At 47.7% G+C, this 25698-nt stretch carries 20 protein-coding genes; 8 read left to right on the top strand and 12 right to left on the bottom strand.

What is annotated here, in order from left to right; genetic code table 11:
• On the top strand, positions 1–2499 hold the full coding sequence (lon, locus tag ACOMG9_RS14435) for an endopeptidase La (protein ID WP_448217382.1): 2499 nt from the start codon (positions 1–3) through the stop codon (positions 2497–2499).
• A gap of 348 nt (positions 2500–2847) precedes the next feature.
• Here the strand turns inward: lon and ACOMG9_RS14440 are convergent, their stop codons facing one another.
• Positions 2848–2991 carry a hypothetical protein gene (locus ACOMG9_RS14440; protein ID WP_494528992.1) on the bottom strand — a complete coding sequence of 48 codons (144 nt, stop codon included), beginning with the start codon at positions 2989–2991 and terminating at the stop codon, positions 2848–2850.
• 52 nt (positions 2992–3043) lie between these two features.
• Between ACOMG9_RS14440 and ACOMG9_RS14445 the strand changes: the two genes are divergently transcribed.
• Entirely contained in the window at positions 3044–6262 is a 3219-nt protein-coding gene (locus ACOMG9_RS14445) for a hypothetical protein (protein ID WP_448217383.1), read from the top strand.
• A gap of 9 nt (positions 6263–6271) precedes the next feature.
• Here ACOMG9_RS14445 and yfcD read toward each other — a convergent pair whose 3' ends face one another.
• Together yfcD and ACOMG9_RS14455 are read right to left on the bottom strand one after the other, a co-directional pair.
• Positions 6272–6811: an NUDIX hydrolase YfcD gene (gene yfcD, locus ACOMG9_RS14450; RefSeq protein WP_422134164.1), complete on the bottom strand. Its 540-nt coding sequence runs from the start codon at positions 6809–6811 to the stop codon at positions 6272–6274.
• A 123-nt stretch (positions 6812–6934) separates the two neighbouring features.
• A complete protein-coding gene (locus ACOMG9_RS14455) occupies positions 6935–7093 on the bottom strand; it encodes a hypothetical protein (RefSeq protein ID WP_448217384.1) in 159 nt (52 codons plus the stop codon).
• Positions 7094–7345: 252 nt separating this feature from the next.
• Between ACOMG9_RS14455 and ppnN the strand changes: the two genes are divergently transcribed.
• Positions 7346–8719, top strand: a complete 1374-nt coding sequence (ppnN, locus tag ACOMG9_RS14460) for a nucleotide 5'-monophosphate nucleosidase PpnN (protein ID WP_448217385.1) — start codon at positions 7346–7348, stop codon at positions 8717–8719.
• A 111-nt stretch (positions 8720–8830) separates the two neighbouring features.
• On the opposite strand, the gene ACOMG9_RS14465 is transcribed toward ppnN, so the two are convergent.
• On the bottom strand, positions 8831–9544 hold the full coding sequence (locus ACOMG9_RS14465) for a Fic family protein (RefSeq protein ID WP_448217386.1): 714 nt from the start codon (positions 9542–9544) through the stop codon (positions 8831–8833).
• A 224-nt stretch (positions 9545–9768) separates the two neighbouring features.
• Here ACOMG9_RS14465 and ACOMG9_RS14470 point away from each other — a divergent pair, with 224 nt between their 5' ends.
• On the top strand, positions 9769–10176 hold the full coding sequence (locus ACOMG9_RS14470) for a hemerythrin domain-containing protein (protein ID WP_448217387.1): 408 nt from the start codon (positions 9769–9771) through the stop codon (positions 10174–10176).
• A 222-nt stretch (positions 10177–10398) separates the two neighbouring features.
• Positions 10399–11112, top strand: coding sequence for a hypothetical protein (locus ACOMG9_RS14475; protein ID WP_422134168.1), 714 nt, complete (start codon positions 10399–10401; stop codon positions 11110–11112).
• Positions 11113–11160: 48 nt separating this feature from the next.
• Here the strand turns inward: ACOMG9_RS14475 and solA are convergent, their stop codons facing one another.
• Entirely contained in the window at positions 11161–12291 is a 1131-nt protein-coding gene (gene solA, locus ACOMG9_RS14480) for an N-methyl-L-tryptophan oxidase (protein WP_422134169.1), read from the bottom strand.
• A gap of 563 nt (positions 12292–12854) precedes the next feature.
• Between solA and acnB the strand changes: the two genes are divergently transcribed.
• Positions 12855–15446, top strand: coding sequence for a bifunctional aconitate hydratase 2/2-methylisocitrate dehydratase (acnB, locus tag ACOMG9_RS14485; protein ID WP_422134170.1), 2592 nt, complete (start codon positions 12855–12857; stop codon positions 15444–15446).
• 244 nt (positions 15447–15690) lie between these two features.
• Positions 15691–16869 (top strand): macro domain-containing protein, encoded by a 1179-nt coding sequence (locus ACOMG9_RS14490; RefSeq protein ID WP_448217388.1) that lies wholly within the window; start codon positions 15691–15693, stop codon positions 16867–16869.
• Positions 16870–17034: 165 nt separating this feature from the next.
• Here the strand turns inward: ACOMG9_RS14490 and ACOMG9_RS14495 are convergent, their stop codons facing one another.
• The 4 genes from ACOMG9_RS14495 to ACOMG9_RS14510 form a co-directional block, all read right to left on the bottom strand.
• Entirely contained in the window at positions 17035–19038 is a 2004-nt protein-coding gene (locus ACOMG9_RS14495; RefSeq protein WP_494528993.1) for a transglutaminase TgpA family protein, read from the bottom strand.
• A complete protein-coding gene (locus tag ACOMG9_RS14500; RefSeq protein WP_494528994.1) occupies positions 19028–20020 on the bottom strand; it encodes a DUF58 domain-containing protein in 993 nt (330 codons plus the stop codon). The genes ACOMG9_RS14495 and ACOMG9_RS14500 overlap by 11 nt, the downstream gene beginning before the upstream one ends.
• A gap of 5 nt (positions 20021–20025) precedes the next feature.
• Entirely contained in the window at positions 20026–20925 is a 900-nt protein-coding gene (locus ACOMG9_RS14505; RefSeq protein ID WP_494528995.1) for an AAA family ATPase, read from the bottom strand.
• A 113-nt stretch (positions 20926–21038) separates the two neighbouring features.
• Positions 21039–22238, bottom strand: a complete 1200-nt coding sequence (locus ACOMG9_RS14510; RefSeq protein ID WP_448217392.1) for an O-succinylhomoserine sulfhydrylase — start codon at positions 22236–22238, stop codon at positions 21039–21041.
• A gap of 366 nt (positions 22239–22604) precedes the next feature.
• Here ACOMG9_RS14510 and ACOMG9_RS14515 point away from each other — a divergent pair, with 366 nt between their 5' ends.
• Positions 22605–23384 (top strand): 5'-3' exonuclease H3TH domain-containing protein, encoded by a 780-nt coding sequence (locus tag ACOMG9_RS14515; RefSeq protein WP_448217393.1) that lies wholly within the window; start codon positions 22605–22607, stop codon positions 23382–23384.
• Positions 23385–23467: 83 nt separating this feature from the next.
• On the opposite strand, the gene ACOMG9_RS14520 is transcribed toward ACOMG9_RS14515, so the two are convergent.
• The 3 genes from ACOMG9_RS14520 to purF form a co-directional block, all read right to left on the bottom strand.
• The gene (locus ACOMG9_RS14520; RefSeq protein WP_448217394.1) at positions 23468–23779 is read right to left on the bottom strand and encodes a type II toxin-antitoxin system VapC family toxin; all 312 of its coding nucleotides are present in this window, start codon (positions 23777–23779) and stop codon (positions 23468–23470) included.
• Entirely contained in the window at positions 23776–24036 is a 261-nt protein-coding gene (locus ACOMG9_RS14525; RefSeq protein WP_448217395.1) for a type II toxin-antitoxin system Phd/YefM family antitoxin, read from the bottom strand. The genes ACOMG9_RS14520 and ACOMG9_RS14525 overlap by 4 nt, the downstream gene beginning before the upstream one ends.
• 100 nt (positions 24037–24136) lie before the next feature.
• Positions 24137–25648, bottom strand: a complete 1512-nt coding sequence (gene purF / locus ACOMG9_RS14530; protein ID WP_448217396.1) for an amidophosphoribosyltransferase — start codon at positions 25646–25648, stop codon at positions 24137–24139.
• Positions 25649–25698 lie beyond the last annotated feature (50 nt).

A 25698-nucleotide genomic window follows, 5' to 3' on the forward strand; every position in this document is an offset into this window, starting at 1 on the left:
ATGACAGATCAGGACAATCAGGAACCCGAAGTTATTTCAGCTGATGAACAGGTAGAGGATATGGGTACCGGACTGGTGCTCCCGGAACACGCTCTGCCTGACAAGCTTTACCTCATCCCTGTCTCAAACCGGCCGTTTTTCCCGGCACAGGTTCAACCTCTGGTATTCAGTAGTCAGGAGTGGGAAGAAACACTTCATCGGGTCGCCCAGAGCCCACATAAAGTAGTGGGACTCAGTTATGTTGCTGGCATGACAGGAGCTGGCGATGTGGTCAGTCCGGGAGACTTCCCGCAGGTGGGCTGCACCGTAAGAATTCATAATATCCTTCCGGAAGGCGACCAGATCCAGTTCATCGCTCTGGGCATGCAGCGCTTTCGTATCAAGCAATGGCTTCGAAAACGCCCACCCTACCTGGTTCAGGTAGAGTACCCTGACAATATCGAAGATGACACCGATGAAATCAAAGCCTACGCACTGGCGCTGATTCAGGCCATCAAAGAATTAATCCCGCTGAACCCGCTCTACAGCGAAGAACTGAAAAATTACCTCAATCGATTCAGTCCAAAAGACCCGTCCCCACTGGCGGACTTTGCAGCCGCCATCACCACTGCGCCGGGTAAGGAGTTGCAGGAAGTCCTTGAAACGTTCTCTGTTCAGCGTCGAATGGAGAAAGTATTGATTCTCATCCGCAAGGAACAGGAAGTGGCCCGCCTTCAGGGTGAGATTAACGCTGAGGTAAACCGCAAGATCAGCAAGCATCAACGTGAATTTTTTCTGAAAGAACAGCTGAAAGTCATTCAGAAAGAGCTTGGCATTTCGAAAGACGACAGAACGGCTGAAATTGAGGCATTTGAAAAACGGATTGCCGAGCTGGCTATTCCGGAAACGCCCCTTAAAAAGATCAATGACGAGATGAAAAAGCTCTCAATTCTCGAAGTGGGCTCCCCTGAATATGCCATCTGCCGGAACTATCTTGACTGGGCTACCTCGGTCCCCTGGGGCAAATACTCCGAAGACATATTTGATCTTGCCCATGCCAGAAAAATTTTAAATGCAGATCATGATGGACTTGAAGACGTCAAAGACCGAATCATCGAGTTTCTGGCTGTTGGTGCTTACAAACAGGAAATATCAGGCACTATCATGTTACTGGCAGGCCCTCCCGGCGTTGGTAAGACGTCCATAGGACGATCCGTCGCCCGTGCTTTAGGCAGAAAGTTTTATCGTTTCAGCCTGGGCGGCATGAGGGATGAAGCAGAGATTAAAGGTCATCGCCGGACCTATATCGGTGCACTGCCGGGTAAACTGGTTCAGGCCCTTAAGGAAGTCGATGTTGCCAATCCCGTTATCATGCTGGATGAAATAGACAAAATCGGTGCCTCTTATCGTGGAGACCCCGCATCCGCAATGCTGGAAGTGCTCGACCCGGAACAAAACAGTGAGTTTCTCGATCACTATCTGGACATGAGAATCGATCTTTCAAAAGTGCTGTTTATCAGTACTGCCAATCAATTGGACACGATTCCCGGCCCTCTTCTGGATCGAATGGATGTCATAAGACTTTCAGGCTATATCACAGAAGAAAAAATGGCTATCGCCAAAAATCACCTGTGGCCAAAACTGTTGAAACAGTCGGGTTTAAAAAAGAGCCAGATCAGGCTCTCCGACCTCACTCTTAAGGCAGTCATTGAGGGCTATGCCAGGGAAGCTGGCGTGAGAAACCTTGAAAAACTGCTTCATAAAATTATTCGCAAAGTCGTTGTTCAACTGCTTGAAGGCACCGGTAAGAGTCTCAGTGTGACTAGCAGGAATCTATCTGACTATCTGGGTGCACCTTACTTCAGAAAAGAGAAGCGCATTGAAGGCATTGGTGTAGTGACAGGTCTGGCCTGGACTGCCATGGGAGGCGCAACCCTGCCAGTAGAAGCCAGCCTTATTCATCATCAGCGAGCTGGCTTCAAACTGACCGGTAAGTTGGGGGATGTCATGAAGGAGTCTGCTGAAATAGCTTATAGCTTTGTTTCAAGCCAAGCTGAAAAATTAGGCATTCCGGAAGCCTATTTTGAAAAAGCCTTTATCCATCTTCATGTGCCTGAAGGCGCAACTCCCAAAGACGGTCCTTCAGCCGGGATTACCATGGCAACCGCACTATTATCTCTTGCCACGAGCAAAAAGCCCGCCTCTCTAGCCATGACCGGAGAGCTGACTCTAACCGGAAAAGTTCTGGCTGTTGGCGGGGTCAGGGAAAAAGTCATAGCAGCCAAACGACAAGGTATTCATACCCTGATCATTCCGGAAGAATGCCGAAGAGATTACGATGAACTGCCGGATTATATTCGAGAAGATATGACCATTCACTTTGCCACAACCTTCGAAGATGTGCGCCAAGCAGCATTTCCTGAAAAGACATCGCCTGTAAAGACATCGCTTGTAAAGATATCGCCTGTAAAGAAAAGCACAAAGAAAACCGCACGTAAAAAGCCTGTGAGGAAGCGTTGAGTTCAATCAGATCGACCCGGACTTGGAAATTTCTTTCCCCACAACGAACTGTGCCGCCCCTTAGGGGGCGGCACATGATTCAATGCTCTAACAACGAGGGAGACCCCCGTTAGGACACATTAGTGAGCGAACTAAGTATTGACTTCTTGAAGATTGCTGTCCATCTGCAATCAAGAATTTTGAAGCATAAGAATTTTTTTTTAAGTCAATTTTCGTCACGCTGCAAAATGCCAGCCATTTCCTTTGACAATCTGCCATTCATTCGACACTTTTTAGCAGCGCAAAAACACAATTTCTCCTACCGCCTCAGCCAAGCTGCCAAGCTCTATTGCTATCAGCTAAGCTGTGTTAATAAATACTGAAATGCTGATGAACCCGAAAGCTCATAACGGACTGCAGCGACATGTCATCACCTCTTACACCTGGCAGCAACAACTCGCCCCCTTCCTCCAGATCTTCTGGCGATCGTAATCCGCCCCCTTCTCCACTCACTGGACAGGACCATCTGGGCAGACAAATCAGTGAGACAAGCACCAGGAGTCAATTGAGCCACGAATCATCTGATCAACGGGCACCTCAATCCCCTCAGATTAATGAGCGAAAAGCTGAAAGACGCCCCTGGTTCTTCCGGCGATGGTACAAAAGTTACATCGGCAAGAAAAACTCGACACTCCCTCCTACTAAGGATTTTGAACCTGAAGAAGCGGAAAAGCAGACCGGTTACCTTGGTTTACTGAAAGATCTTCCAGGCAGAGCTGTCGGAGCACTGGCGAACCTTCCTGGAGCAGGTTTCGAGAAAGTCGCATCAAAGCTTGATAATTTCGTCAATCATCAGGCTGGCATTGAGATCAGCCGTGAGGATGAAAGACGCCAGTGGCGCTCTTTATTATATGACTTGCTGTGCAGTTATACGGCGGTCATTGTCGACGGAGAGCAAACTCCATTCAACTTTAATGAGATACTCATAAAGAATGGCGATGATCTGCCCGTTAGAATTACAGCGCTGAACTTCGACTCGAAAAGAGTCGTCCAGGCATCAGAGAGCTATTTAATCAATGGACAAGCCACAAAAAACCATTTTGAAGTAGGGGATCTTTCCTGTACGGTTGAAATTCCGGTTAAAGATAAACCTCCACTGACGTTGCAAATCAGACTCGAGAACACGACTATCTCAGTCGGCACCGATATCAGCATCTCCCAGATATTGAAAAACTCATTCATTTCCTCTTCCGAGGATCGAACAGCGGTGCAACTTTCCGCTGAAAGAGTTGAAGTCCGATATGAAAATCTGGACTCTTATGAAGAGCTGACGGCAGTACCTGACCCTTCAAAAGAATCAGACTGCATAGTAGGTTATGAGAGAGGAAAGCTGACCATGAAAGGCGTCCGCTTTTGCAAACCTCTCGACCTGCTTAAAGCTTCACCAAAACAAACATCCATACTTGCTTTCGATGCGTTAAAGCTTGTCAACGAGTCAGCCCGGCCTGCCCTGCTGGAGGTTAAGAAAGTCAACATTCAGCACTTCGATGATACTCATAATGGAACCTTCAACAGCTCACTGATCATTCACCCCAAAACCATTCGAAACATCCCCTACATTGGTTGGCTATTAGCTCCTCTCTTCTCAAAACCTGTTCATCTCGATATCTTCGCTTTTATGCAGCACGGCGAAGTCATGATAAAAGATTTGAAACACGGTATCAGGGTTTCAGGTGGAAGTCTGACTGGGTGGTTGGTAAAAAAAGCGCTAACAGCCAAAGAAACACGCCTGGTTCCCTACGAAGGTGGAACAGGACTGCAAATAGGCTGGCCGTTTGAATTTATCGCATGCAAAATCGAGATACCCGGTCTGCTCCCTGGAAAACCGGCAACCAGAATAGAAGATCACGATCAGGTCACCTATGAGCGACTGAATCAGATGCACACTCAAGATGCTTCAATACCAGGTCAATCTCAATCAGGCAATACGTCAGATGAAGTGTCACCTGCACTTCACCACCAGCATATAGAAGCACTCAAAAAAGAAGAGGGTGTACTCATTGTACCCGATGCCTTCAGTAGAGTGCTCAGTGACATCATCTCAGAAGACCAGGCTTTAGCCCAGCCAGTAAGGATGGTGCCAAGATTAATGGAAAAACGTTGCATAGAAGCGGCAAGAGGTGACGAGGCTGCCTGCCGGATCCTGCTCCACTTTGTCCGGGATCAGGAAAGATTTCAGCATGAAAGTGACTGCATGATGGCCCTGCAGGCTATCCCTGAAGCTTTCTACGCCAGGGAAGCTGCAGAAGCGGATGATGAGCAATGGCTATGGCTTGAGAGTGTCGCACACAGGCTGATTGTCGTTGAACGACAGAAAGCCTTTGAGCTATACAGACAGCTGTTGAAAAGAAAGGACATCGAAAATGCCAGTAAACTGGTGACTGACACTGAATGGCTGATCCATCTGGCAAAAAACCTCCCTAAAAACACGCCCGAGGAAAAAGCCATTGCCTTCCGTTTAGCCGAGTTTGCCTATAAATCCAATCCGGAAAAAGCAGAAGAATTGATCAAGCTGCTTATCGACTGCAATAAGAACAATCTCTATAAAACAAAGCAGCTGAATGATCTTATTCAAGACTTGGTCAGTCACCATCCCTACTTTGCAGACCCTCATCATCTCATCTCATTATTAAACCTGCTTGACCAAAGCCATCCGGACATCGTTGCCCGCTCACTGGAACACTTTCCGATACAGACTCTTCTTCAAAACCTCTGGACAGATGACAACATTCAAGCTCATAGCACTCTGAATTTTCTTAAAATCCTGCTGATCAAGCATGGTCGCTTTAAAGAAGCCGCTGAACTTTTGATTGAGTCAGGGGATCCCAGACAGGCTGCAAGAATGCTTGACCTTGGTATCAGGCAGGGCAACCCATCAGCTCTTAAGGTGAAAGTGGAATTGGCGGTAAGGGATGAGCTAGCTGAAGGTGTAACGTTAGAAAAGGAAGTTCGTCGCCTCAGGCATTTGATAGAGACTCCCTCAACCCCGGAGGTCATGAGAGAGGCAGCTATTTCCGTCCTGGCTGATCTTGTTACAGAAGAACCCCATCCGGAACTTGCAGGGATTTTCACAGAAGATCTTTTGATGACAGAGGAAAAAAAGGCTTCTTTCGTGAAAGCAGTCAATAAGCTGTTTAACCTTCAAAAGGGAGAAGCGCTGAGTCTGAATGATCGCATGAGAATCCTGAATCAGGTTGAACAGCATCTGAAAACTGCCCGAACTGATGAGTCAGCCTACTTAAGCAAACCTCTGCTGCTGAAGAAGATTCAGGATGCAAATCAGCAGGTTGATCGGGTTATGGAATTACTGATAAAAGTGAGGGGACCTGTTGAGCCCAACCTGCTGACCATGCTGACATCTCAAGGCCCGGTTGCCGAAACCAGCATCGAAAACAACACGGCCTCTGAGACAATATCTGGCATGGAAGAAGATGATGAGTTTTTCGATGCTTTGGATACACCCTACAACCCAACGATTGATCAAAAGTCCACTGCCGTCAATGAAGACTTGCCTATAGCAATCGATGATGAAGATAAGGAAATAAAGATCTCTCCAACCGATGAAACGGGCCATCTGGAAGAAGAGAACTTCTTGCTTTCAAACTCTTTCTCAAGCTATGCATCGCTGCTTAGCCAACCTGTATTTTCCAGATCTTCGAAAGGTTTTCTTGACCCGGGGCTCAAGCGTGAGTGGGCCTCAATACTTAAGATGATGTCGATTTGACCGGAAAGTTCAGGCAGATATTTCTCTGTCACCATAGAGATTCATCAAACGTTCAAGAGCCACGAGACTGTCTGGTGTGTATGTCCGGTTGAAGCGGTTTGACCGAATCTCTTCAGGCGACTCCATGATTACCCTTGCCACTTCTTCTTCCTGCAACCTCAGCTCCCCCTCATATTGACAGCTGTAGACCCTCCCCCAAACCTTGCAGTCATCATTCTGAAAGTAAAAGTGAAACAGAGGCTCCAAAGGTGTGTCTTCTATGCCAAGCTCTTCCGCCAGTTCCCTGACGGCAGCCACGTCATAACTCTCACCTTCAGCGACTACGCCTCCCGTTGCCGGCTCAAAATAACCCGGGTAAATATCCTTGCTCAACGTCCTTTCCTGAACGTAGAGCTGCCCTTTACTGTTAAAAACAAAGACGTAAGTAGCCCGGTGGCAAAGTTTCTTTTCTCTCATCTGGCTTCTGGGTAAAGCACCAAGCACCTGGTTACTTTCATCGACAATAATGACCTTTTCTGATGCAGGCTGCAGTTCTGGGTTAGATGGCATAAATACCAGACTCCGGATATTCGTTTTATTTTACCGTGAGACATTTTCACGCAATCGTATCTCTCTGTCTCTTCGAGAGCACAACCGGATGCACGAGCTCCTGAAAGTCTTGCCAACCCAGTATCAAAAGTTCAGAGATATCATCACTGTTTTGGCCAAATTATGACCACTGATCTGTGCCTGTTCGGCAACTTCCTGAGCCGTAAAAGCGGATGGCTGGCGATGGGTTGAAAAGGTCACATGGTGATGATTCAGATAGCCCACTACTCTTTGTTTAGCCATTTTCACTACCTCTGGCAAAGCCTGAAAGAGCCGAAATGAAATGTGAGCCAGTGAGTCAACCATTCGGCTCTCAACAAGGTGTTAACACTCCCAATTTGTCAGAGGATGAACAATCCGTCAAGACTGAAAAAATGTCTTATATCCACATATAATCAGACTGTGGCCGATTAAATAACATGGCCACAAGGTCAGAACCACTTTGCTATCCAAATCGCTGGACGATTTTCACGATAAAAAAAACCAGGGGGTGCCATGACCGCCAGAAATACTGTTTCCACTATTGTTAACCCTGTAGGCTCCATGCGTGTTCTCTCAAACCATGAGGTCAGCAGCCTTCAGGACACCAGTCAGAAAGGGTTGCATCGTTTGTTCCGGCAGTGCGCCCTGGCCATACTCAACTGTGAACAGGAAGGTGATGACACCGAAGAAATCATGGAGCAATACCAGGATTTCGACATTCGTATTGTTCAGGAACACCGCGGACTAAAACTGGAATTAATTAATGCTCCCGCCGACGCCTTTGTCGCTGGAAAACTGATTCGCGGCGTTCGGGAAAACCTGTTTTCTGTCCTCAGAGATATACTTTATGTGTCGTCTCGCATCACAGAAGACCCTCGCTTTGCTGTAAACAGTTCCACGGATATCACGCATCTGGTTTTCCAGATTCTCAGACACGCTGACGCTTTTATTACCCAACAGGTTCCCAGTATTGTGGTTTGCTGGGGCGGACACTCCATTGCCCGACATGAATATGAATATACCAAGAAAGTGGGTTACCAGCTGGGCCTGAGAAGCATGAACATTTGCACAGGTTGTGGTCCGGGTGCCATGAAGGGCCCCATGAAAGGGGCTTATATCGGTCATGCCAAACAGCGAATGTCCCGTGGACGATTCATTGGTTTAACAGAGCCTGGAATTATTGCGGCCGAATCCCCCAATCCTATTGTCAACGAGTTGATTATCCTGCCGGATATTGAAAAGCGTCTGGAGGCCTTTGTTCGTCTGGGTCATGGTATCACCGTTTTTCCGGGTGGACCGGGAACCTGTGAGGAAATTCTCTATATTCTCGGCATTTTACTCAACCCTGCCAACAGGGAAATCCCTTTCCCACTGGTTTTTACAGGGCCAGAAGCCGCCAGGGAATATTTTGAAAAAATTGATGAATTTATCGGCAACACACTGGGGGAAGAAGCCCAGTCACGCTACCAGATTATTATTGATGATCCGCTGGAAGTCAGCCGGGTGATGAGAAGTGGACTGGAGCAGGTTACGCGCTATCGCAGAAAGCATGGCGACGCCTACTACTTTAACTGGTTGCTTCAAATTGACGAGGACTTTCAAACCCCCTTTGACCCAACCCATGAAAACATGGCGAACCTCGAGTTAAATACCCAGCTGCCTCCCCATATTCTGGCGGCCAATCTTCGACGCGCCATGTCAGGTATTGTGGCAGGCAATATAAAAGAAGAAGGCGTTTGCCAGATCAGGGCAAAAGGCCCCTATCAATTAAAGGGAGAGCCTGAACTGATGAAACAGGTCGATAGCCTGCTTCAGTCTTTTGTAGAACAATTCAGAATGAAGCTGCCGGGCAGTCATTATGTCCCCTGTTACGAGATCGAAAGCTAAAAAAGTAGTTCTGGAAAGCGAAGTGATACATCTTCGCTTTCTCCTTTTTTAGCACAATGACTCTTACCCAACCATTTAATGCCTCATCCAAAGGCAATCCCATGATTTTTTTTAGCCGTTCGATGGATCGGATTTAAAATTTTCAATAATTTTCTCATTAAGGCACGATCTCAGAAATTTATTCATCCGGGTTGTGTCTGCCGTTGCATAGAAATCAAGCATCAACTGGTTAAACTCTTTCTGACGTTTTGCTGGAACATTGACAATGGGAAACCCATGAGAAAGCAAAATACCGTTCATCATAAATCGCCCCATACGCTTATTCACATCCCAGAAGAACTGTGCTCTTGCCATTCTCAAAAAAGCGGTAAATGCCATATCATAAACATCGTTACAAGTAGCGATTTCCGACTCAATCTCAGCCCAGACGTTATCCAGCTCATTGGGCGAGGGAGGTTCGTATGCTGATCCACTTATCGTGACGTTACCAGTTCGAAAAGCCCCCCACACGAGAGCTTCTGCTTTACCCGCAATGTTGTGAATTGCCAGGGCAACGTCTTTGGAAAAAGAGAACTTTCCTTCAGCAGCCAGTGCAAACAGATATTTCCAAGCCTCTGCCTGATGTAGAGCCATATTCTGGTCACTTATTTTGTGGCCTCCAACAGTTATCCCATCTAATAATGTTTGAATTTCTGGTAGAGTCATCGCAACCCCTTCAAGGTTGACAGCGTCATAGACCAAAGAAGGAATATCACGAACGGCAAGCTGTCTGGCCATCGCGCGATCAGGGTTCATTCCCCAAACAGTATCTTTTGCCGTTGTCATTGGCTCATCCCAGAAGATGTGGTTGAAATTTCCACATTATATCTGCACGAATTCTTATCGTCATGCAGCTCGAAGAGTCTGGGCAATAAAAGATAACGCCCCCATGAAAAACTCCCGGATGGTAAGTCAGTCACACATAACGGTAAATAATTAATGATTTGAGACAAATCTGGCAATCACCTCCTAAACTATTAGTAACCATTATGTTCAGGGAGCGAACAAAAATGTCTCAGTTAATTGAGGAATTCAAAAGCGAACATGTGCAAATCAGTGACTTACTTTTACAAGCACGTGATATTGGCATTGGTAACCAGAAAGGTCGGGATTTGATACTGTCCGCCAAAAAAATACTGCTAGCACATTTAAACAAAGAAGATAGGCTCCTGTATCCCGTATTGAGAGAAGCCGCCGAGAACGATGAAAGCCTGAAGTCTACTCTGACTGACTATGCGCTTGATATGGATAAGATTTCTGCCAAAGTGATGGTTTTTTTCAACCTTTATGAAAATGGTGATAACACCATCGAAAACTTTCAGCAGGACTGCAACAATATCATCAGGGCGTTAAGCAAGCGAATTTCCAAAGAAGAAGCCGTTCTCTACAAGACTTACGACAAAATCAAAGGTCTCTGAAACCACCAGCACAAATGATCGGCTGGTTCCCGGCCGATCATCATTCCCTTCCAGAAGAATACAAATCCAGATAGCACGACCCACCGAATCATCCCAAAGACGAAGTATGACATAACCGATGTTCCCTTTAGTTCTTTGTTATATTCGCTGACTCGAATGTTAGTGACATCTTCTTTTTATACAGATTTAATTAATCATTCAATCTGTTATCAAGGAAGAACCATGCAACCATTTCAAAATAGCACGGCATCAATTCAACCAGCAATGGACATCCCATCCATCTCTCAAACTGATCAGCCAGTAAATCGAAAACTGGAGATATGCCAATATAAAGTAACTAATAGAGACAATATGGGAGACTTTAAAGTCTATCCATTTATTCTAAACGGCAAGACTTATTACCATATTGACAAAGCCTCAGGTTGTGACTCCGTTTCAGAAAATGATGAGATTTTTATAGAACATTGTGCAGGACAACAAGAAGAAAAAAACCAACAATTAATAAAGAGACTCTCTGACATCATAACAAAAGGCTTTAGAAATGTTTGCACTGTTTTCTATCCAGATGATAAATCAAAAATAGAGGGTGTATGTCACGACTTTGCTTATTATTTGAGCTTTGGGCTTTCAGTTTTAATATCTACGAGAGATAACACTCATGATTCTTTTTACGAATCGCTTTCGAACATAAAAATTTATGAATTTACTGGAGAAAAGGATTTAGACTTTGGAGACATTGTGCAAATAACAAACAATACTTCCCACACTGAAAGAAAACCTTTAGTTTTTCATAGTGTGGTTTATATCGGTAATGGAAAATACATTAGCAAGCTTTCTAAGGAAGATATTTACATTCAGGATCTTGAATCAATATTAGATACTTTTGAACTATGGAAAAAAGGAAGTCTAAGGGTTGTTAAAGATCTAAGCACATAACTGCCTTTCTCATAAATAAACAAAGCGCCATAGTTTATTTTTGCTTCTTTACATATTCTGAAACCTTGAGTGCTTAAAAAGCTCCAATACTTCAGGCAGTGGCTCCTCCAAAACCATTTTTCTAATAATACTCCCTACCACAGGGGCAAACTTGAAGCCATGACCTGAAAAGCCCCCTGCTACAATGACTCTCTGGTGATCCGGTAATGCCTCCATAATGAAATGCCCATCGGGGCTATTAGTGTAAAGACATGGCTCTTCCCTGATAACTTCAGGCACCACCCCTGGCAAATACTTTTCAATAACTGACTGGATCTCTGAAAGGTTTCTGCGAGAATCTTGAAGCAACTGTTCAGGATTATCCAACAGAAAACCCGTTTTGTGTCTGCCAATCTTCACCAGTCGCTCAGCGCCATATTGAGGCACACCATAATAAAATCCATCGGGAGTGTCGAAGGCAAAAGCTGGCGCATCCGCTGACAAATTCTCACTGTTTCTGCTCTTAAACCAATACTGAAGATTCATCTCAATTTCCAGCGGATACTTTCCACCGACAATGCTGTTCAGCCAGGAGCCTGCGGTTACGACCAGGTGTGAACAGGAAAAAACATCTTTACTGGTTGTAACCTCAACGCCACTATCATGCTCCTTAAATGACTCCATTAAAGTGTTCTCCAGTATCTGACCTGAGTGACTTCTCAATACTTCAAGGAAATATTGCAATGACTTATCAAGATCCAAAAACCCGGCTTGCCGGTCCAGTATGCCTGTCCAGACTGAAGGGACTTTCAGACCGGAAACAAGTTCGCTGCATTCACTGCCTTTCAGGATATTAACGTCCAGATCATACTCAGAGGCACTGCTTAAAACTCCCTTTAAAGTCTGGCTTGACATCAGATCACCAGCAATTAGCAGCCCGTTCAGAGAGAGTATCTTCCCGTCTGTAACACGATTGATATCCTGCCAGTCGACCAGAGCTTCTTTAAGCAGGGGAACGTAGCGAGAGTCTTCAAAATAAGAGAGTCGAAAGAGTCTGGTCTGGCCGTGAGAACTGTTTCTTTTATTACCTAACTCATATTGCTCCAGACAAAGCACACTTAAACCAGCTTGGGTCAGTCGGGCTGCAACAGCGCATCCCATAATCCCCATACCCACAATAATGGCATCATAGTGCATCATATTCTAATGCCCCTGCCCCACCTTTATGGGAACTTGACCTACTTAAACCGATCACTTGATCAGTTGGGTTAAGTCATTTCAATGAATAGACATCGAAGTTCATTCAGACCAGATGGCAGTCATTATTTGCGGTAATAATCAGCGATATACGAAAAAAACCGGCGCAACAAGGGCTTTTCCGACCGATTCAACCAGTATTCACCAAATTTATATCAAAGATTGCGGGCTTCCCTTAACTTGAATAACGCTATCCGCTATACTGCCCGCGCCGCCGGTTGGCTGAATAAGCGAAGGTTACAGTTCTTTTCACTGCTAATCTATACAGAATAATTCCGACCGGTTTACGATGCCTGCACACATCGTCATGGGCATGAAAGTGATCTAAAGTAAACTCCTGTTCTGGAGGAGGAGCAGAAGTATCCGGCAGAGCTTTCTTCTTTACCCGCCCAGCCATACCGTGCAGGACCTATATTCACAGGAACATCAGCAACTGTCCGCCCCATCACTGTAAACATTACAGCAAGGGTGAACGGGCAGGCCGCACAGATGATGAGGGTTGATCCGTGCTAGAAGCCTACAGAAAACATGTCGAAGAGCGTGCAGCAGAAGGTGTCCCACCAAAGCCATTAAGCGCTGAGCAAGTCACCGGACTGGTAGCCTTGCTTAAAAACCCACCCGCCGGTGAAGAAGAGTATCTGCTGGACCTGCTGGAAAACCGCATTCCGCCCGGCGTGGACGAAGCTGCCTATGTGAAAGCCGGGTTCCTGTCTGCCATTGCTACAGGTGAGGCAGAATCCCCACTGTTGGACAAGAAAAAAGCGGTTGAACTGCTGGGCCTGATGCATGGTGGCTACAACATTGAGACGCTGGTTGAACTGCTGGACAGCACCGAACTGGCAGAGCTGGCCGCAGAACAACTGAAAAGCACCCTGCTGGTGTTTGATGCTTTCCACGACATCGAAGAGAAAAGCAAGGCCGGAAACGCCCATGCTAAAGCTGTCCTGAAGTCCTGGGCAGACGCCGAATGGTTCACCCAGCGTCAAGCGGTTCAGGAAAGCATCAAGGTTGCCGTCTTCAAAGTGTCCGGTGAAACCAACACCGACGACCTTTCTCCTGCCCCTGATGCCTGGTCTCGACCAGACATTCCGGTTCATGCCCGAGCCATGTACAAAATGACCCGCGACGGTCTGGAACCTGAAGAGCACGGTGTTACCGGCCCTCTGAAGCAGATCGACGACATCAAGGCCAAAGGCCTGCCCGTTGCTTTTGTGGGCGACGTAGTAGGTACCGGCTCTTCCCGTAAATCCGCGACTAACTCTGTACTCTGGTTCTTCGGTGATGATATTCCGGGCGTACCTAACAAGCGTGCAGGCGGTATCTGTATTGGCGGAAAAGTAGCACCCATCTTCTTCAACACGATGGAAGATGCTGGCGCACTGGTTTTCGAAGCCCCCGTTGATAAGTTGGGCATGGGTGATGTGATCGAGATCCGTCCATACGACGGCAAAATCCTGTCCGAATCCGGTGAAGTACTGTCTGAATTTGGCTTCAAATCCGATGTCATCCTGGACGAAGTGCAAGCTGGCGGCCGTATTAACCTGATCATTGGTCGTGGCTTGACCGACCGCGCCCGTGAAGCTCTGGGTCTGGGACATTCCGAGATATTCCGTCGCCCTGTTGCTCCTGAAGCCTCCGAGAAAGGCTTTACCCTGGCTCAGAAAATGGTCGGTAAAGCCTGTGGTGTTGAAGGCGTTCGTCCCGGTACTTACTGTGAGCCAAAAATGACCACCGTCGGTTCTCAGGACACCACGGGCCCAATGACCCGTGATGAGCTGAAAGATCTGGCCTGCCTGGGCTTTTCTGCCGACCTGGTGATGCAGTCTTTCTGTCACACGGCGGCTTATCCAAAGCCGGTTGATGTTGAAACTCACCACACTCTGCCAGACTTCATTATGAACCGTGGTGGTGTATCCCTGCGCCCGGGTGACGGTATCATCCACAGCTGGCTAAACCGTATGCTGCTGCCAGACACTGTGGGTACAGGGGGTGACTCTCATACCCGTTTCCCACTGGGTATTTCCTTCCCTGCCGGTTCCGGTCTGGTCGCCTTTGCTGCGGCCACCGGTGTTATGCCTCTGGATATGCCGGAGTCCATTCTGGTTCGTTTCAAAGGCGAAATGCAGCCCGGCATCACTCTGCGTGATCTGGTTCACGCCATTCCACTGTACGGTATCAAGCAAGGCCTGCTGACCGTTGAGAAGAAAGGCAAGAAAAATGCCTTCTCCGGCCGCATCCTGGAAATCGAAGGTCTGGAAAGCCTGACAGCCGAGCAAGCCTTCGAACTGTCTGACGCTTCTGCTGAACGTTCCGCTGCAGGTTGTACTATCACTCTGTCTGAAGAGTCCATCGCCGAATACCTGAAGTCGAATGTGACCATGCTGCGCTGGATGATCAGTGAAGGTTACGGTGACCCTCGTACTCTGGAGCGCCGTGCCCGCAAGATGGAAGAGTGGCTGGCCAACCCGGTTATGATGCGCGCTGATGCTGACGCAGAGTACGCTGAAGTGATTGAAATCGATCTGTCTGAAATCAAAGAGCCTATCCTGTGTGCTCCCAACGATCCGGACGATGCCCGTACACTGTCTGACGTGGCTGGCGACAAGATTGACGAAGTTTTCCTGGGTTCCTGCATGACCAACATCGGTCACTTCCGTGCAGCCGGTAAACTGCTGGAGCAGAACAAGGCCCCTCTGCAAACCCGCTTCTGGATGTCTCCTCCCACCAAGATGGACAAGGCCCAACTGGAAGAAGAAGGCTATTACAACATCTATCAGGACAGCGGTGTACGTACCGAAATCCCGGGTTGCTCACTGTGTATGGGTAACCAGGCACGGGTAGAACCCGGTGCTACAGTACTGTCAACGTCTACCCGTAACTTCCCGAACCGTCTCGGTGACGGGGCTAACGTATACCTGTGCTCTGCCGAGCTGGCTTCTGTTGGCGCGATTCTGGGTAAGATTCCTACAGCTGATGAGTACATGGAATACGCTCAAAATCTGGATTCCATGTCCAGTGAAGTCTACCGTTACCTGAACTTTGATCAGGTAGAGTCCTACCAGAAGGCAGCTGATGATGTTATCGCCAAAGCAAGCTGATCAGTAACCTGATTGTCAACCTCAAATCCCCGTCATTGTGCGGGGATTTTTTTTCTAAGCCTGGTTGCCGAAGTGGAAAAATTGACAGCGTATTTCCAGCCAGCAGAAAGACTCGTCAGAAAGTCGATAACTTATCCGGCTGACGTTGTCAGCCAGCCTTGCCAGATACCTTTTAGCCCTGTAAATCGAGATCAGGAATGAACTGATTATACTGAAGACTATCAGTAGATTTTCTGGCTTAAGCATGATTCCAACGTCTGACTCGGTCAGTTCGGCGTCCAACTGGCAGATTTTCAAAAGCTGGGTAAAACACAAACTGCGCTCAGCCTTTACCTGGAACCGGAAAACCCGGGTACTGGAAGACCCTGCCGCCCTGCTCCAGGAAGCCAGAGCCAGAGGCGACAATCCTTATTCGGGCATAAGACTTCGAGACATCAAACGCCATGATAGTCCCAGGTCCAGGATTAATAGAGCCGCTCAACACTTCAGGACTGACTTTGCCCGCATTGGTATTGATGTCAGCTCACTCACTGAAGAGACCGACCTGTTATCTGAATTTCGGAACAAACTGCTAACCCAAGCCAGGCGCCTTCAAATCAAAACCTACAAACAGGGAACGCTGGAAGACATGCAGGCTTTTTCCAAACTTGTGAACCGGGTGGGCGCCGCTAACTGGCCAGCTGTTTTGAATGATCTGACTCTGAGACATCCTGTTGGAGGGGCTCACAAACTTGCCGATTTTGTCAGGCCTCTTGAGCTTCTTATCACTCCCTCAGGGCAACAATCTACAGACACTCTGATGCAAACGGATGTCAGAATTCCTGCTGACCAGCTGCTGGGAAAAGAGCTCTTTTTGATGTCCGGAGATATCAGCCGAATGAATGAATTACAAACCCCACCTATTCAAGCCATTGCCTGCCCTCACACCCCCAAAGGATCAGAAAATGAGACGGCTTTACTGAAGCAGCTTTCCGAAATTGATAGCAGTTTGGCAAAAAAAGGTTTTTTGGAAGCTATTAAAAAGGTGCAACCAGGACTGGCCGTCATTGCACCCAGCCCTGCACTGAAGGACAGGGGCTTCAGTCACATGGTTCATGCCATGCTGCCACATGTCGGTTCCGGGAATATTCATTCAGAGTTGGTCGCCGCCTACCAATCCACCATTGAAGCCGCTCACAGGAAAAATCTGTCGAGCATAGCCATCCCCATTTTCAGCTCTGAAATGAACCTTTCCCCACAAAGAGCAGCGACCATTGTTTGTGTAGCCATCAGCCGATACATGAGCAGTCACCCTTATGAAACCAAACCGCCAAAAGTGTATCTGGTTTGCCCCGGCACTGAAAAAGGTCAGGAAACCCAGCGATATATTAACCATTATCTGAGCCAGAAGATGCCAAAGTCACCTAAACGAGAAATCATCTAGCAGCCTGTCGGACTTAAGCGTCCGTAGCGAGGATTGCAAGAAATTGAGGATAAAAATCTCTGTTTCTGAGGAGAATAGCGAGCTATTTGACGAAGAAACAGAGATTTTTAGACCAATTTATTGCAACCGCAGTAGGACAGTCTTAAGTCCGACAGGCTGCTAGCCCTAAAAATTAGCCAAAAGCCGCTTCAACTCGTCCATTTCCGAATGTTGTTCTCCGTAAGCCGCTCGCATATAAGCCTCACAAAACGACATTACAGGTTCTGCAAGCGAGTCATCCGATTGGGAAATACGACGGGCAAAACTCAACTCTGCTTCACCCTCTCGAGGGACAAAGCCTCTTCTAGCCATTTTTTTCAGGAAGCGGGCATAGAGTTCCTGGAGCGGAGGCAGAGTCTGTCGGCGATACAGTAAAGTCAGGGACAGTATAGTCAGTATCACGCTTACCCCTATCGTCAGAGCCATCCCTTGTCGCCAATAAAAATCTTTATCACCCAATAGGCCTCTCATGAACGCTTCCTGCTGATCCTGCTTGAAATTCACGACCGATCTCTGCCATTGATATTCTGCCTTCTCAAAGGCCAGCCTGACTCTGTTAATAATGCCTGACTCACGGTAACGGTAGAGAGACAAAGGACTGTCTGGCAAAAAAGTTTCGGAGTTACCGATAGCCGCTTCCAGACCAGACTCTATTCGCTGGGGTGAAACCGCTGCAGTTGGGTCAAACCTTTGCCAGCCCTGCCCTGCCACCCAGATTTCAGCCCAGGCATGAGCATCGAACTGTCGAACCTGAATCAGGTTATCAGCTTTCTTAAACTCTCCACCCTGATAACCGCCAATGACCCTGGCCGGAACACCCGCAGCCCTCATCAGATAAACGAATGCTCCGGCATAATGGGCACAAAAACCTCGCCTACCTTCAAACAGAAATTCATCAATCGTAGAGTTTTGATCGTATAAAGGCGGTGCAACGGTGTAGTAGAAATCATCCAGACGGAACAGCGACAGCAATCGAGCCGCCATTTTGACGGGATCCTGACCTGCCTGGTTGAACAGCCTGAGGGCATATTGTCGACTCCGGTCATTTCCAAAATCCGGAATCTGAGTATTCAAGGCAGCAAGCCAGTCAGGCATTAAGACAGATCGAGCCTGAGGCAACATCCCATCCAGTGAGTACAACAATCGGCTGTCAATCGGTCGTTCCGATGCCAGTCTCATTGTCCTGTATAAAAAGCTGTTTTCAGCCACTGTGCCAGCAGCTCCCAATGTATACATCCATGGTTTTCCGGTAGGCTCCATCATCACTTCATATTGATAGCTTCCCTGACGATTCTTCCACCAGCCTTCAATTTCAGGTTGCCTGCTGACCCAATCTTTCTGCGACATGGCGGCAACAGAAAAAGGCTTGTCCGTTTGCTTCCAGGTCTTGCCATCAAACTGATCCAGAACCACAGCCCGCCAGTATCTTTGCTGAGGTGGTGGTACATCACCAGCAAAGCGTGCCCGAAACACCAGCTCATCTGAACGACTGAGTCTTGCTATATCGCCTGGCGTCATGGCATCGGTTAAGCCAGTTCTGGCACTATTATCGGGAAGGGGGACTGACCAGAGCGGCCCCATCCGGGGCACCAGGACAAACAGGAGAATGGTTAAAGGAGCTGCCTGCAAAACAAGGAGGCCTGCAAACCTTATACTGGAAACAACAGGTGTCGCATTCGTTGATCGGAACAAGCCCTGCTGGGCAGCGATCAACATCACCAGACAAAACATCAGGTAGAGTGTTTGTAGTAACGACTGGGAGAAAAGAACGGCTGTCGCCACCAGAAAATAGCCGATGTAAACCACAATGAGCGCATCACGCTGGCTTCTCATTTCCAACAGTTTGAGTGCATACCCTGCTGCCAGAACAGAGACCGATGATTCCAGAGATATCAACGGCCTGAAACTGACTATCACCGTAACCAGTGCAATCAGAATCAGTCCCAGACGCAACAAAAAAGGTGGCCACTGCCCTCTACCCAGCAAAATAGTAATCCGCCAGCCTGCTGAAAGACAACCCAGTAAAATAATCAGCGTCGGAACTTGCTTCCAAATGGGCAACAGGACTGACAGAAGGGCTGCAGTTAACCACAGTGTTGAGGTTCTGCTCACCTGAGCATTACTCAGCACGACCACCTCCTGACTTTACACTGCCCGAAGCCCTGTCAGAGCCAGAAGCAAATAGAGCCAAAGTCTCAAGGCACTGTTTTAAATGCTTGCGCCCTCCATTGGCTGCCAACTCTGTCCCGGGAACAGACAAGCTGAAAGGTTTGTTAGTGGCTTCGCATCTCAGACACCATCCAGCCAGAACAGACAGTTTATCTTCCAGACTTACGCCGGGATTATGCTCCAGGGAGAGCTTAACCTGATGACCAATAGGCTCTTCAAACAGCTTGGTATTCAGCTCACTGGTTCTCGCATACCCTTTCCAGTCAACATGACCCGCAAGATCCGTCTCTTTAAAGCGGCGAAAGCCGGCAAAATCATCCTGCCCTGATCGTGTTTGGACACCGGTTTCCTCCCCCGCACCCAGTGGGCTTGGAACAGGGTGGGTGTAATCAGGCCGGGGATAGATCAGTGTGTGCATTTCAAGTTGAACCCAGCTCCAGGCTCTGCAAAATCCCAGAGGATACAGGCTCTCTACTCTCATCCTTCCTGGACGAAACCAGCCTCTGGATGTTGCTTTTACCCTCAGGCTCAAGTCCAGATCCGATTCGAATGAATAGATCACTTGCTCATTTTCGGGCCAGCCTAATCTCACTGATTGTCGACCTCGCTCACCTGTCTGCAATTGCAGATGAACCGGTATCAGATCCCCAACATGTCCCGAACCGGCAGACTTTGAAATCAGAGTGATGCCCGCCAGGTTTCTCCAGGTATGAAGAATGGACAGCATAAACAGACTGACCATAAAAAAAGACAGACCGAACGCCAGACTGTTAGCATAATTGGCGGCAAGAATAAAAATAAGGGCAGCAACAAACAGCCAGATGTAGCCCCCTTTTGTGGGCAGGATAAATATCCGCTTTTGATCCAGAGTCACCCGGGTAGCCGGAGGAATGCGTCGATCAAGCCATTGACGATATCGCCGTTTTACAACGCCTTCTGACATACCTGTTATCCCATAACTTGAGTGGTAGCCAGCAACTCCCTGACCGATTGACCTTTTTCCTTTGCATGTAATCGGTGCTCGGCAACAGAGACAAACACAGCCTGAATATCCTCGGGAATAACATAGTCCCGACCTTCCATCCAGGCCCAGGCTTTTGCGGCGGCCATTAATGCCAGCCCCGCTCGTGGCGAGAGTCCAACATTGAAGCATCCCACTTCCCTGGTACGAGAAATCAGCCTCATGACATAATCCAATAACATCTCTCCGGCATGTACCCGGGCTGATGCATTCTGAGCCTTGATCAATTGATCTGCATTGAAGATGACAGGCAGCGCATTCATTTCCTCCCTGCCGGCTTCGCCTTTCAAAATGGCTTTCTCTGATTCAGGGTCGGGATAGCCCAGCTCTAATCTCATCAAGAACCGATCAAGCTGGGATTCTGGCAGGGGAAAAGTGCCTTCCTGATAGACAGGATTCTGGGTTGCCACCACGAAAAAAGGTTCGGGCAGGGATTGCGGCTGACCATCTACCGAAACCTGACGCTCCTCCATGGCTTCAAGCAAGGCACTTTGCGTTCTGGGTGAAGCCCTGTTGATTTCATCTGTCAGCAACAGCCGGGAAAAAACCGGCCCGGGCTGAAAGGCAAAGCTGGCGGTATTTTTATCAAAAACGGTGACCCCGATAATATCAGCAGGTAACAAATCACTGGTAAACTGCACCCGTTGATAGTCCAGGCCCATAACCCGGGCCAGTGCATGAACCAGCGTTGTTTTACCCATTCCGGGCAGATCTTCGATGAGCAGGTGACCTCGGGCAAGAAGACAACATACCGCAAGCCGAATTTCCAGGTCCTTACCACGGATAATCGTATTCAGCGCATGAATACATTGATTGACTTCATTCATTAATTGGGAACCGTTCTTATTATTTTGAAGACTTTGCTTTTTGTACTCAAGGCTGTTTTATCGGTCAATCGACACAAAAGAACAGAATTCCTTTTCTGTTACGGGGAGCTTATTTAAAGCTGGGCTAATCCTATTTCAAGATCAGCCTTGAGGTCTTCAAGGTTCTCAAGACCTACAGCCACCCTGATCAGATTTTCGGTAATACCGGCTCTTGCTCTGTCTTCATCAGAAAGACGACAATGCGTGGTGGTGGCCGGATGAGTGATCGTTGTGCGGGTATCACCCAGATTAGCGGTTCTGGAAATAAAGGTTACCGCATCCATCACTTTCCAGGCCTGCTCTCGACCGCCTTTGACTTCAAAGGCAAGAACACCACCAAAAGCTTTCTGCTGACGTTTCGCCAAACTGTGACCAGGGTGAGACTCAAGACCACTGTAGTGAACCTTTTCAACAGCAGGATGCGCTTCCAGCCATTGGGCCAGAGCCATTGCATTGCAGCAATGAGCATTGACCCTGAGATTAAGTGTTTCAAGGGACTTGTAGAAATTCCAGGCATTAAAAGGACTCATTGAAGCACCAGCCGCTCGTTGCCAGAGATGCATCTCACTGATCAGTTCCTTGCTGCCGACAGCTACTCCCCCCATGCAGCGTCCCTGACCGTCGATAAACTTGGTGGTAGAGTGGACGACAATATCTGCCCCAAGCTTCAGAGGCTGCTGCAGAGCCGGTGTACAGAAGCAGTTATCCACCATCAGTAAAGCATCATTCTCATGAGCAATGGCGGCCATGATTTCCAGATCCACTACTTCGCCCAGAGGGTTCGAAGGCGTTTCCAGAAACAAAAGACGTGTTTCAGGACGCATTGCATCTCGCCACTGCTGGTAATCCGTGAAATCAACAAAAGTGGTTTCTACGCCAAATTTGCCCAGGTATTTGGCAAAAATGGTGACCGTCGTGCCAAAAACACTCCGAGAGCAAATCACATGATCACCGGCTTTCAACAACCCCATGCACATACCCAGGATAGCCGCCATGCCTGAAGAGGCGGCACAGGCCAACTCTCCCCCTTCAAGGGCCGCCATACGCTCTTCAAACATTTTTACTGAGGGGTTGGTATACCGTGAGTAAACATTGCCCTGTTCATCTCCGGCAAAAACAGCCTGAGCCTGCTCGGCACTGTCATAAGTGAAGCTGGAAGTCAGATAAATAGCTTCGCTGTGCTCTCTTTCACCACTGCGTATGACGCCAGTCCTGATAGCCTGAGTTTCAAACGCCCATTGATCCTGGTTATTACTCACATCGTTGTCTTTCATTTCTGATCCTTTGTACCGCTGAGGGCAGTTTACCATGAATAATATTTTGTTCTGCTATTCAGAAATTACGCTGTATTTTTTCACTCATGGCTGTTTCTGAGCCTACAATTCCAAGGCTTCGATTATATGTCATGCTGAGGTTTTCTACCCGGCCTGAAAGAACCTTGAGTCTGACATATCCCGGATGGCTGAGATGCCAAAGATAGCGAAAAAAACCGGCGGTTGACAGTAGAAATAACCACCCTCACTGCTCGGTTTTAGAAAGATAAAAGAAAATTCCCGGCCCCTGAATGTGGTAATCTGGGAACACGATTATTAAATGTTTAGTGTTGATTTATACATCCATGGCTGTTCAGGAAAAACAGAATGCGCCCTCACCTGCTTTTGATTGATGCTCTGAATCTTATCCGAAGAGTACACGCTGCTGTCAGGGCCCCGGATGAAAACAGCCAGATAGACGGAGCAATTTCAGCTACCGTTGCTTCGCTAACTCGGGCCATTAAGGAAACATCGCCAACGCATTGCCTGATGGTTTTTGATGGCAACCCTCCGACCTGGCGACATGAGCTTTTTCCTGACTATAAAAAGGGTCGCAAGCCCATGCCCGAAGCACTGAGAAAAAGACTGGGCGACTTTAACAGAGCTTTTCTGAAAATGGGGGTAAAAACATTGAGAAAAACAGGTCTGGAAGCGGATGATGTCATTGCCGCTGTAGCCTCCAAGGCATCAAAAGCCAACGCCGAAACCACCATCCTTTCAACCGACCGTATTTTCCTGCAACTGTTGAATGTTCCGCAGATAAAACTGCGTGATCACTTCCAGAAGATTGATTATCAGGGAGAGAGTGTACAGAACCTTTACGGCTTCGGGGCTGAAAAGCTAACCCAGTTCTGGGCAATTGCCGGTGTGGGCGATGTGCCCGGCGTTCAGGGCGTAGGCGATAAGGGAGCGACCTCCCTGATTCTGGAACATCAGGAAATAAGCACTATCTTTTTGCTAGGAGAGGAGGCTAAAGGGGCGGCGGGAAAAGTAGTGAAGCAGAAAGAACGGGCATTGTTAAGCCTGAAATTGGCAACTTTGACTTGTGACCTTGAGGTTGGAGTAAGGATGAAGGATTTGAGGTATGAGACTGTATCTAGAGGGTAACTTGTTTAGGAGAAAATTATAGTGGCAAGGAAGAGACTTCATATTTAAATATGTTGCCATCACTCGTCACAATCGTCATTCCTTCAACAAGGCATTGGGCAATCAGTACTCTGTAAAAAAGGATCTCTATGAATCATTGGAAGATCAACTATCTTGTTAGCATGGAAAAAAGTGATGGGTAAAGATTGAAAGCCACAAGACGCGATAACCTCTGAAAAGTTTTCATCGACACTCAGCTTGCCAATCTGCTGCTTAATTCTTATCTCCCAAATTGACGCCGAACTGACATAAACCTCATTACCAGGTGAATTGATTTCATCAATAACCTGACCGGAAATCCTGAAATCACCTTTTAACCAACGCAGAAGTGCACAGGTATCCAGTAAATATCTCATTGATCGGAGTTACCATAAAATTGATTGATTACGTCATCAGGTGTACTGTCAAAATCATCGGATATCTCAATCCGCCCTCTCAGAGCACCAAAACCTCTGCCTTTAGGCTGCTCTTCGTAAGGAACCAACCTAATAACTGGCTTATTCCTCTGAGTGATAACGATATCGGCATCTTCTTCAAGTGCCAGCCTGACAAGTTCTGGGAACCTGCTTATTACCTCATGCATTCCAACGGTAATTTGTTGTGACCCTGACATTAAGCCGTCCCCCCAGCTAATTAAACTAGGTAGAGTTTAGCCCTTGTTAGCAAAGCTAACAAGGGCTTGACTCTGGTAACTGGCGCTGTTGAGGGATAAATCAGGCAAGCTCTTCATCATTGTGAAGATCAATGATCGAATCACTTCCTTCATTCGCCCGGGTTTGTTCGTTCCTGCTGGCAGCAAGACGACTGAGGTATTCACTGTCGATACCGCCAGCAATGTATTTACCATCAAAAACAGAACAGTCGAAGTCGGTAATCTCGGGATTCAACGAAGAAACGATCTTCTTTAAATCATCCAAATCCTGGAAGATCAGACGATCTGCCCCGATTTCCTGCTCAATTTCCTTATCTGTCCGATCGTAGGCTATAAGCTCTTCAGATGTCGGCATATCGATCCCGTAAACATTAGGATAACGAATCGCAGGAGCAGCAGAGCTAAAATAGACTTTCTTTGCACCACTGTCTCTGGCCATATCGATGATCTGCTGACAGGTTGTGCCCCTGACGATAGAGTCATCCACCAACAGCACATTCTTGCCTTCAAATTCCTGGCGTATAGCACTGAGTTTTTGGCGAACGGACTTCTTGCGGACCTCCTGACCAGGCATGATAAAAGTTCGACCGATATAACGGTTTTTAACAAAGCCTTCTTTGTAAGGAAGCCCTAACCGGTTGGCAATCTCCAGTGCCGATGTTCGGCTGGTATCAGGGATAGGCATGACCACATCAATATCGTGCTCTGGCCACTCTCTGAGAATCTTGTTAGCCAGGATCTGCCCCATTCTCTGATGCGCCTGATAGACCGAAATACCATCCACAATTGAGTCAGGGCGAGCAAGATAGACGTACTCAAACATACAAGGGTGCTTGGTGCCCTCGACACACTGGAAAGTGTGCAGCTGATTGTTTGAGTCTATAAATACGGCTTCGCCTGGTTCAACGTCACGGATCACTTCAAAACCAGAGGCACTCAGAGCGACGGATTCAGAAGCCATCATATACTCTGTGCCTTTCTCGCTTTCTCGCTTACCGTAAATCAGGGGGCGGATACCATAAGGGTCACGAAAACCAATGATACCGTGACCATTGATCATAGCAACGACAGCATAACCCCCTTCACAACGCTCATAGACACGACGAACCGCCTGAAAAAAATCTTCCGGACTGGGCTGCAACTTGCCAGACTGCTCCAGTTCGTGAGCGAAGACATTCAACAGAATCTCTGAATCAGAGCTGGTATTGATATGGCGAAGATCTGCTTCGAAGAGCTCTTGCTTGATGCTCTGGGCATTGGTGAGATTCCCGTTATGGGCAAGGGCAATCCCGTAGGGAGAGTTCACATAGAATGGTTGGGCTTCGGCTGAGCTCGAAGTCCCTGCAGTAGGATACCGAACATGAGCGATGCCCATATTCCCTACCAGTTTTTTCATATGCCGGGTTCTGAAGACATCACGGACTAGCCCGTTATCTTTTCTCAGATAAAAATGCCCTCCCCCCAGAGTGACCATTCCGGCTGCGTCCTGCCCCCTGTGCTGAAGCACGGTCAGCGCATCGAACAACAGCTGGTTAACATTCACTGTCGCCGAAATACCGACAATTCCACACATTTATCACATCCTCAGGCTGGATCAGCGGCTCTAAAGCTATGGCAGGGTAA

Source organism: Endozoicomonas sp. PH6C (assembly GCF_059322965.1).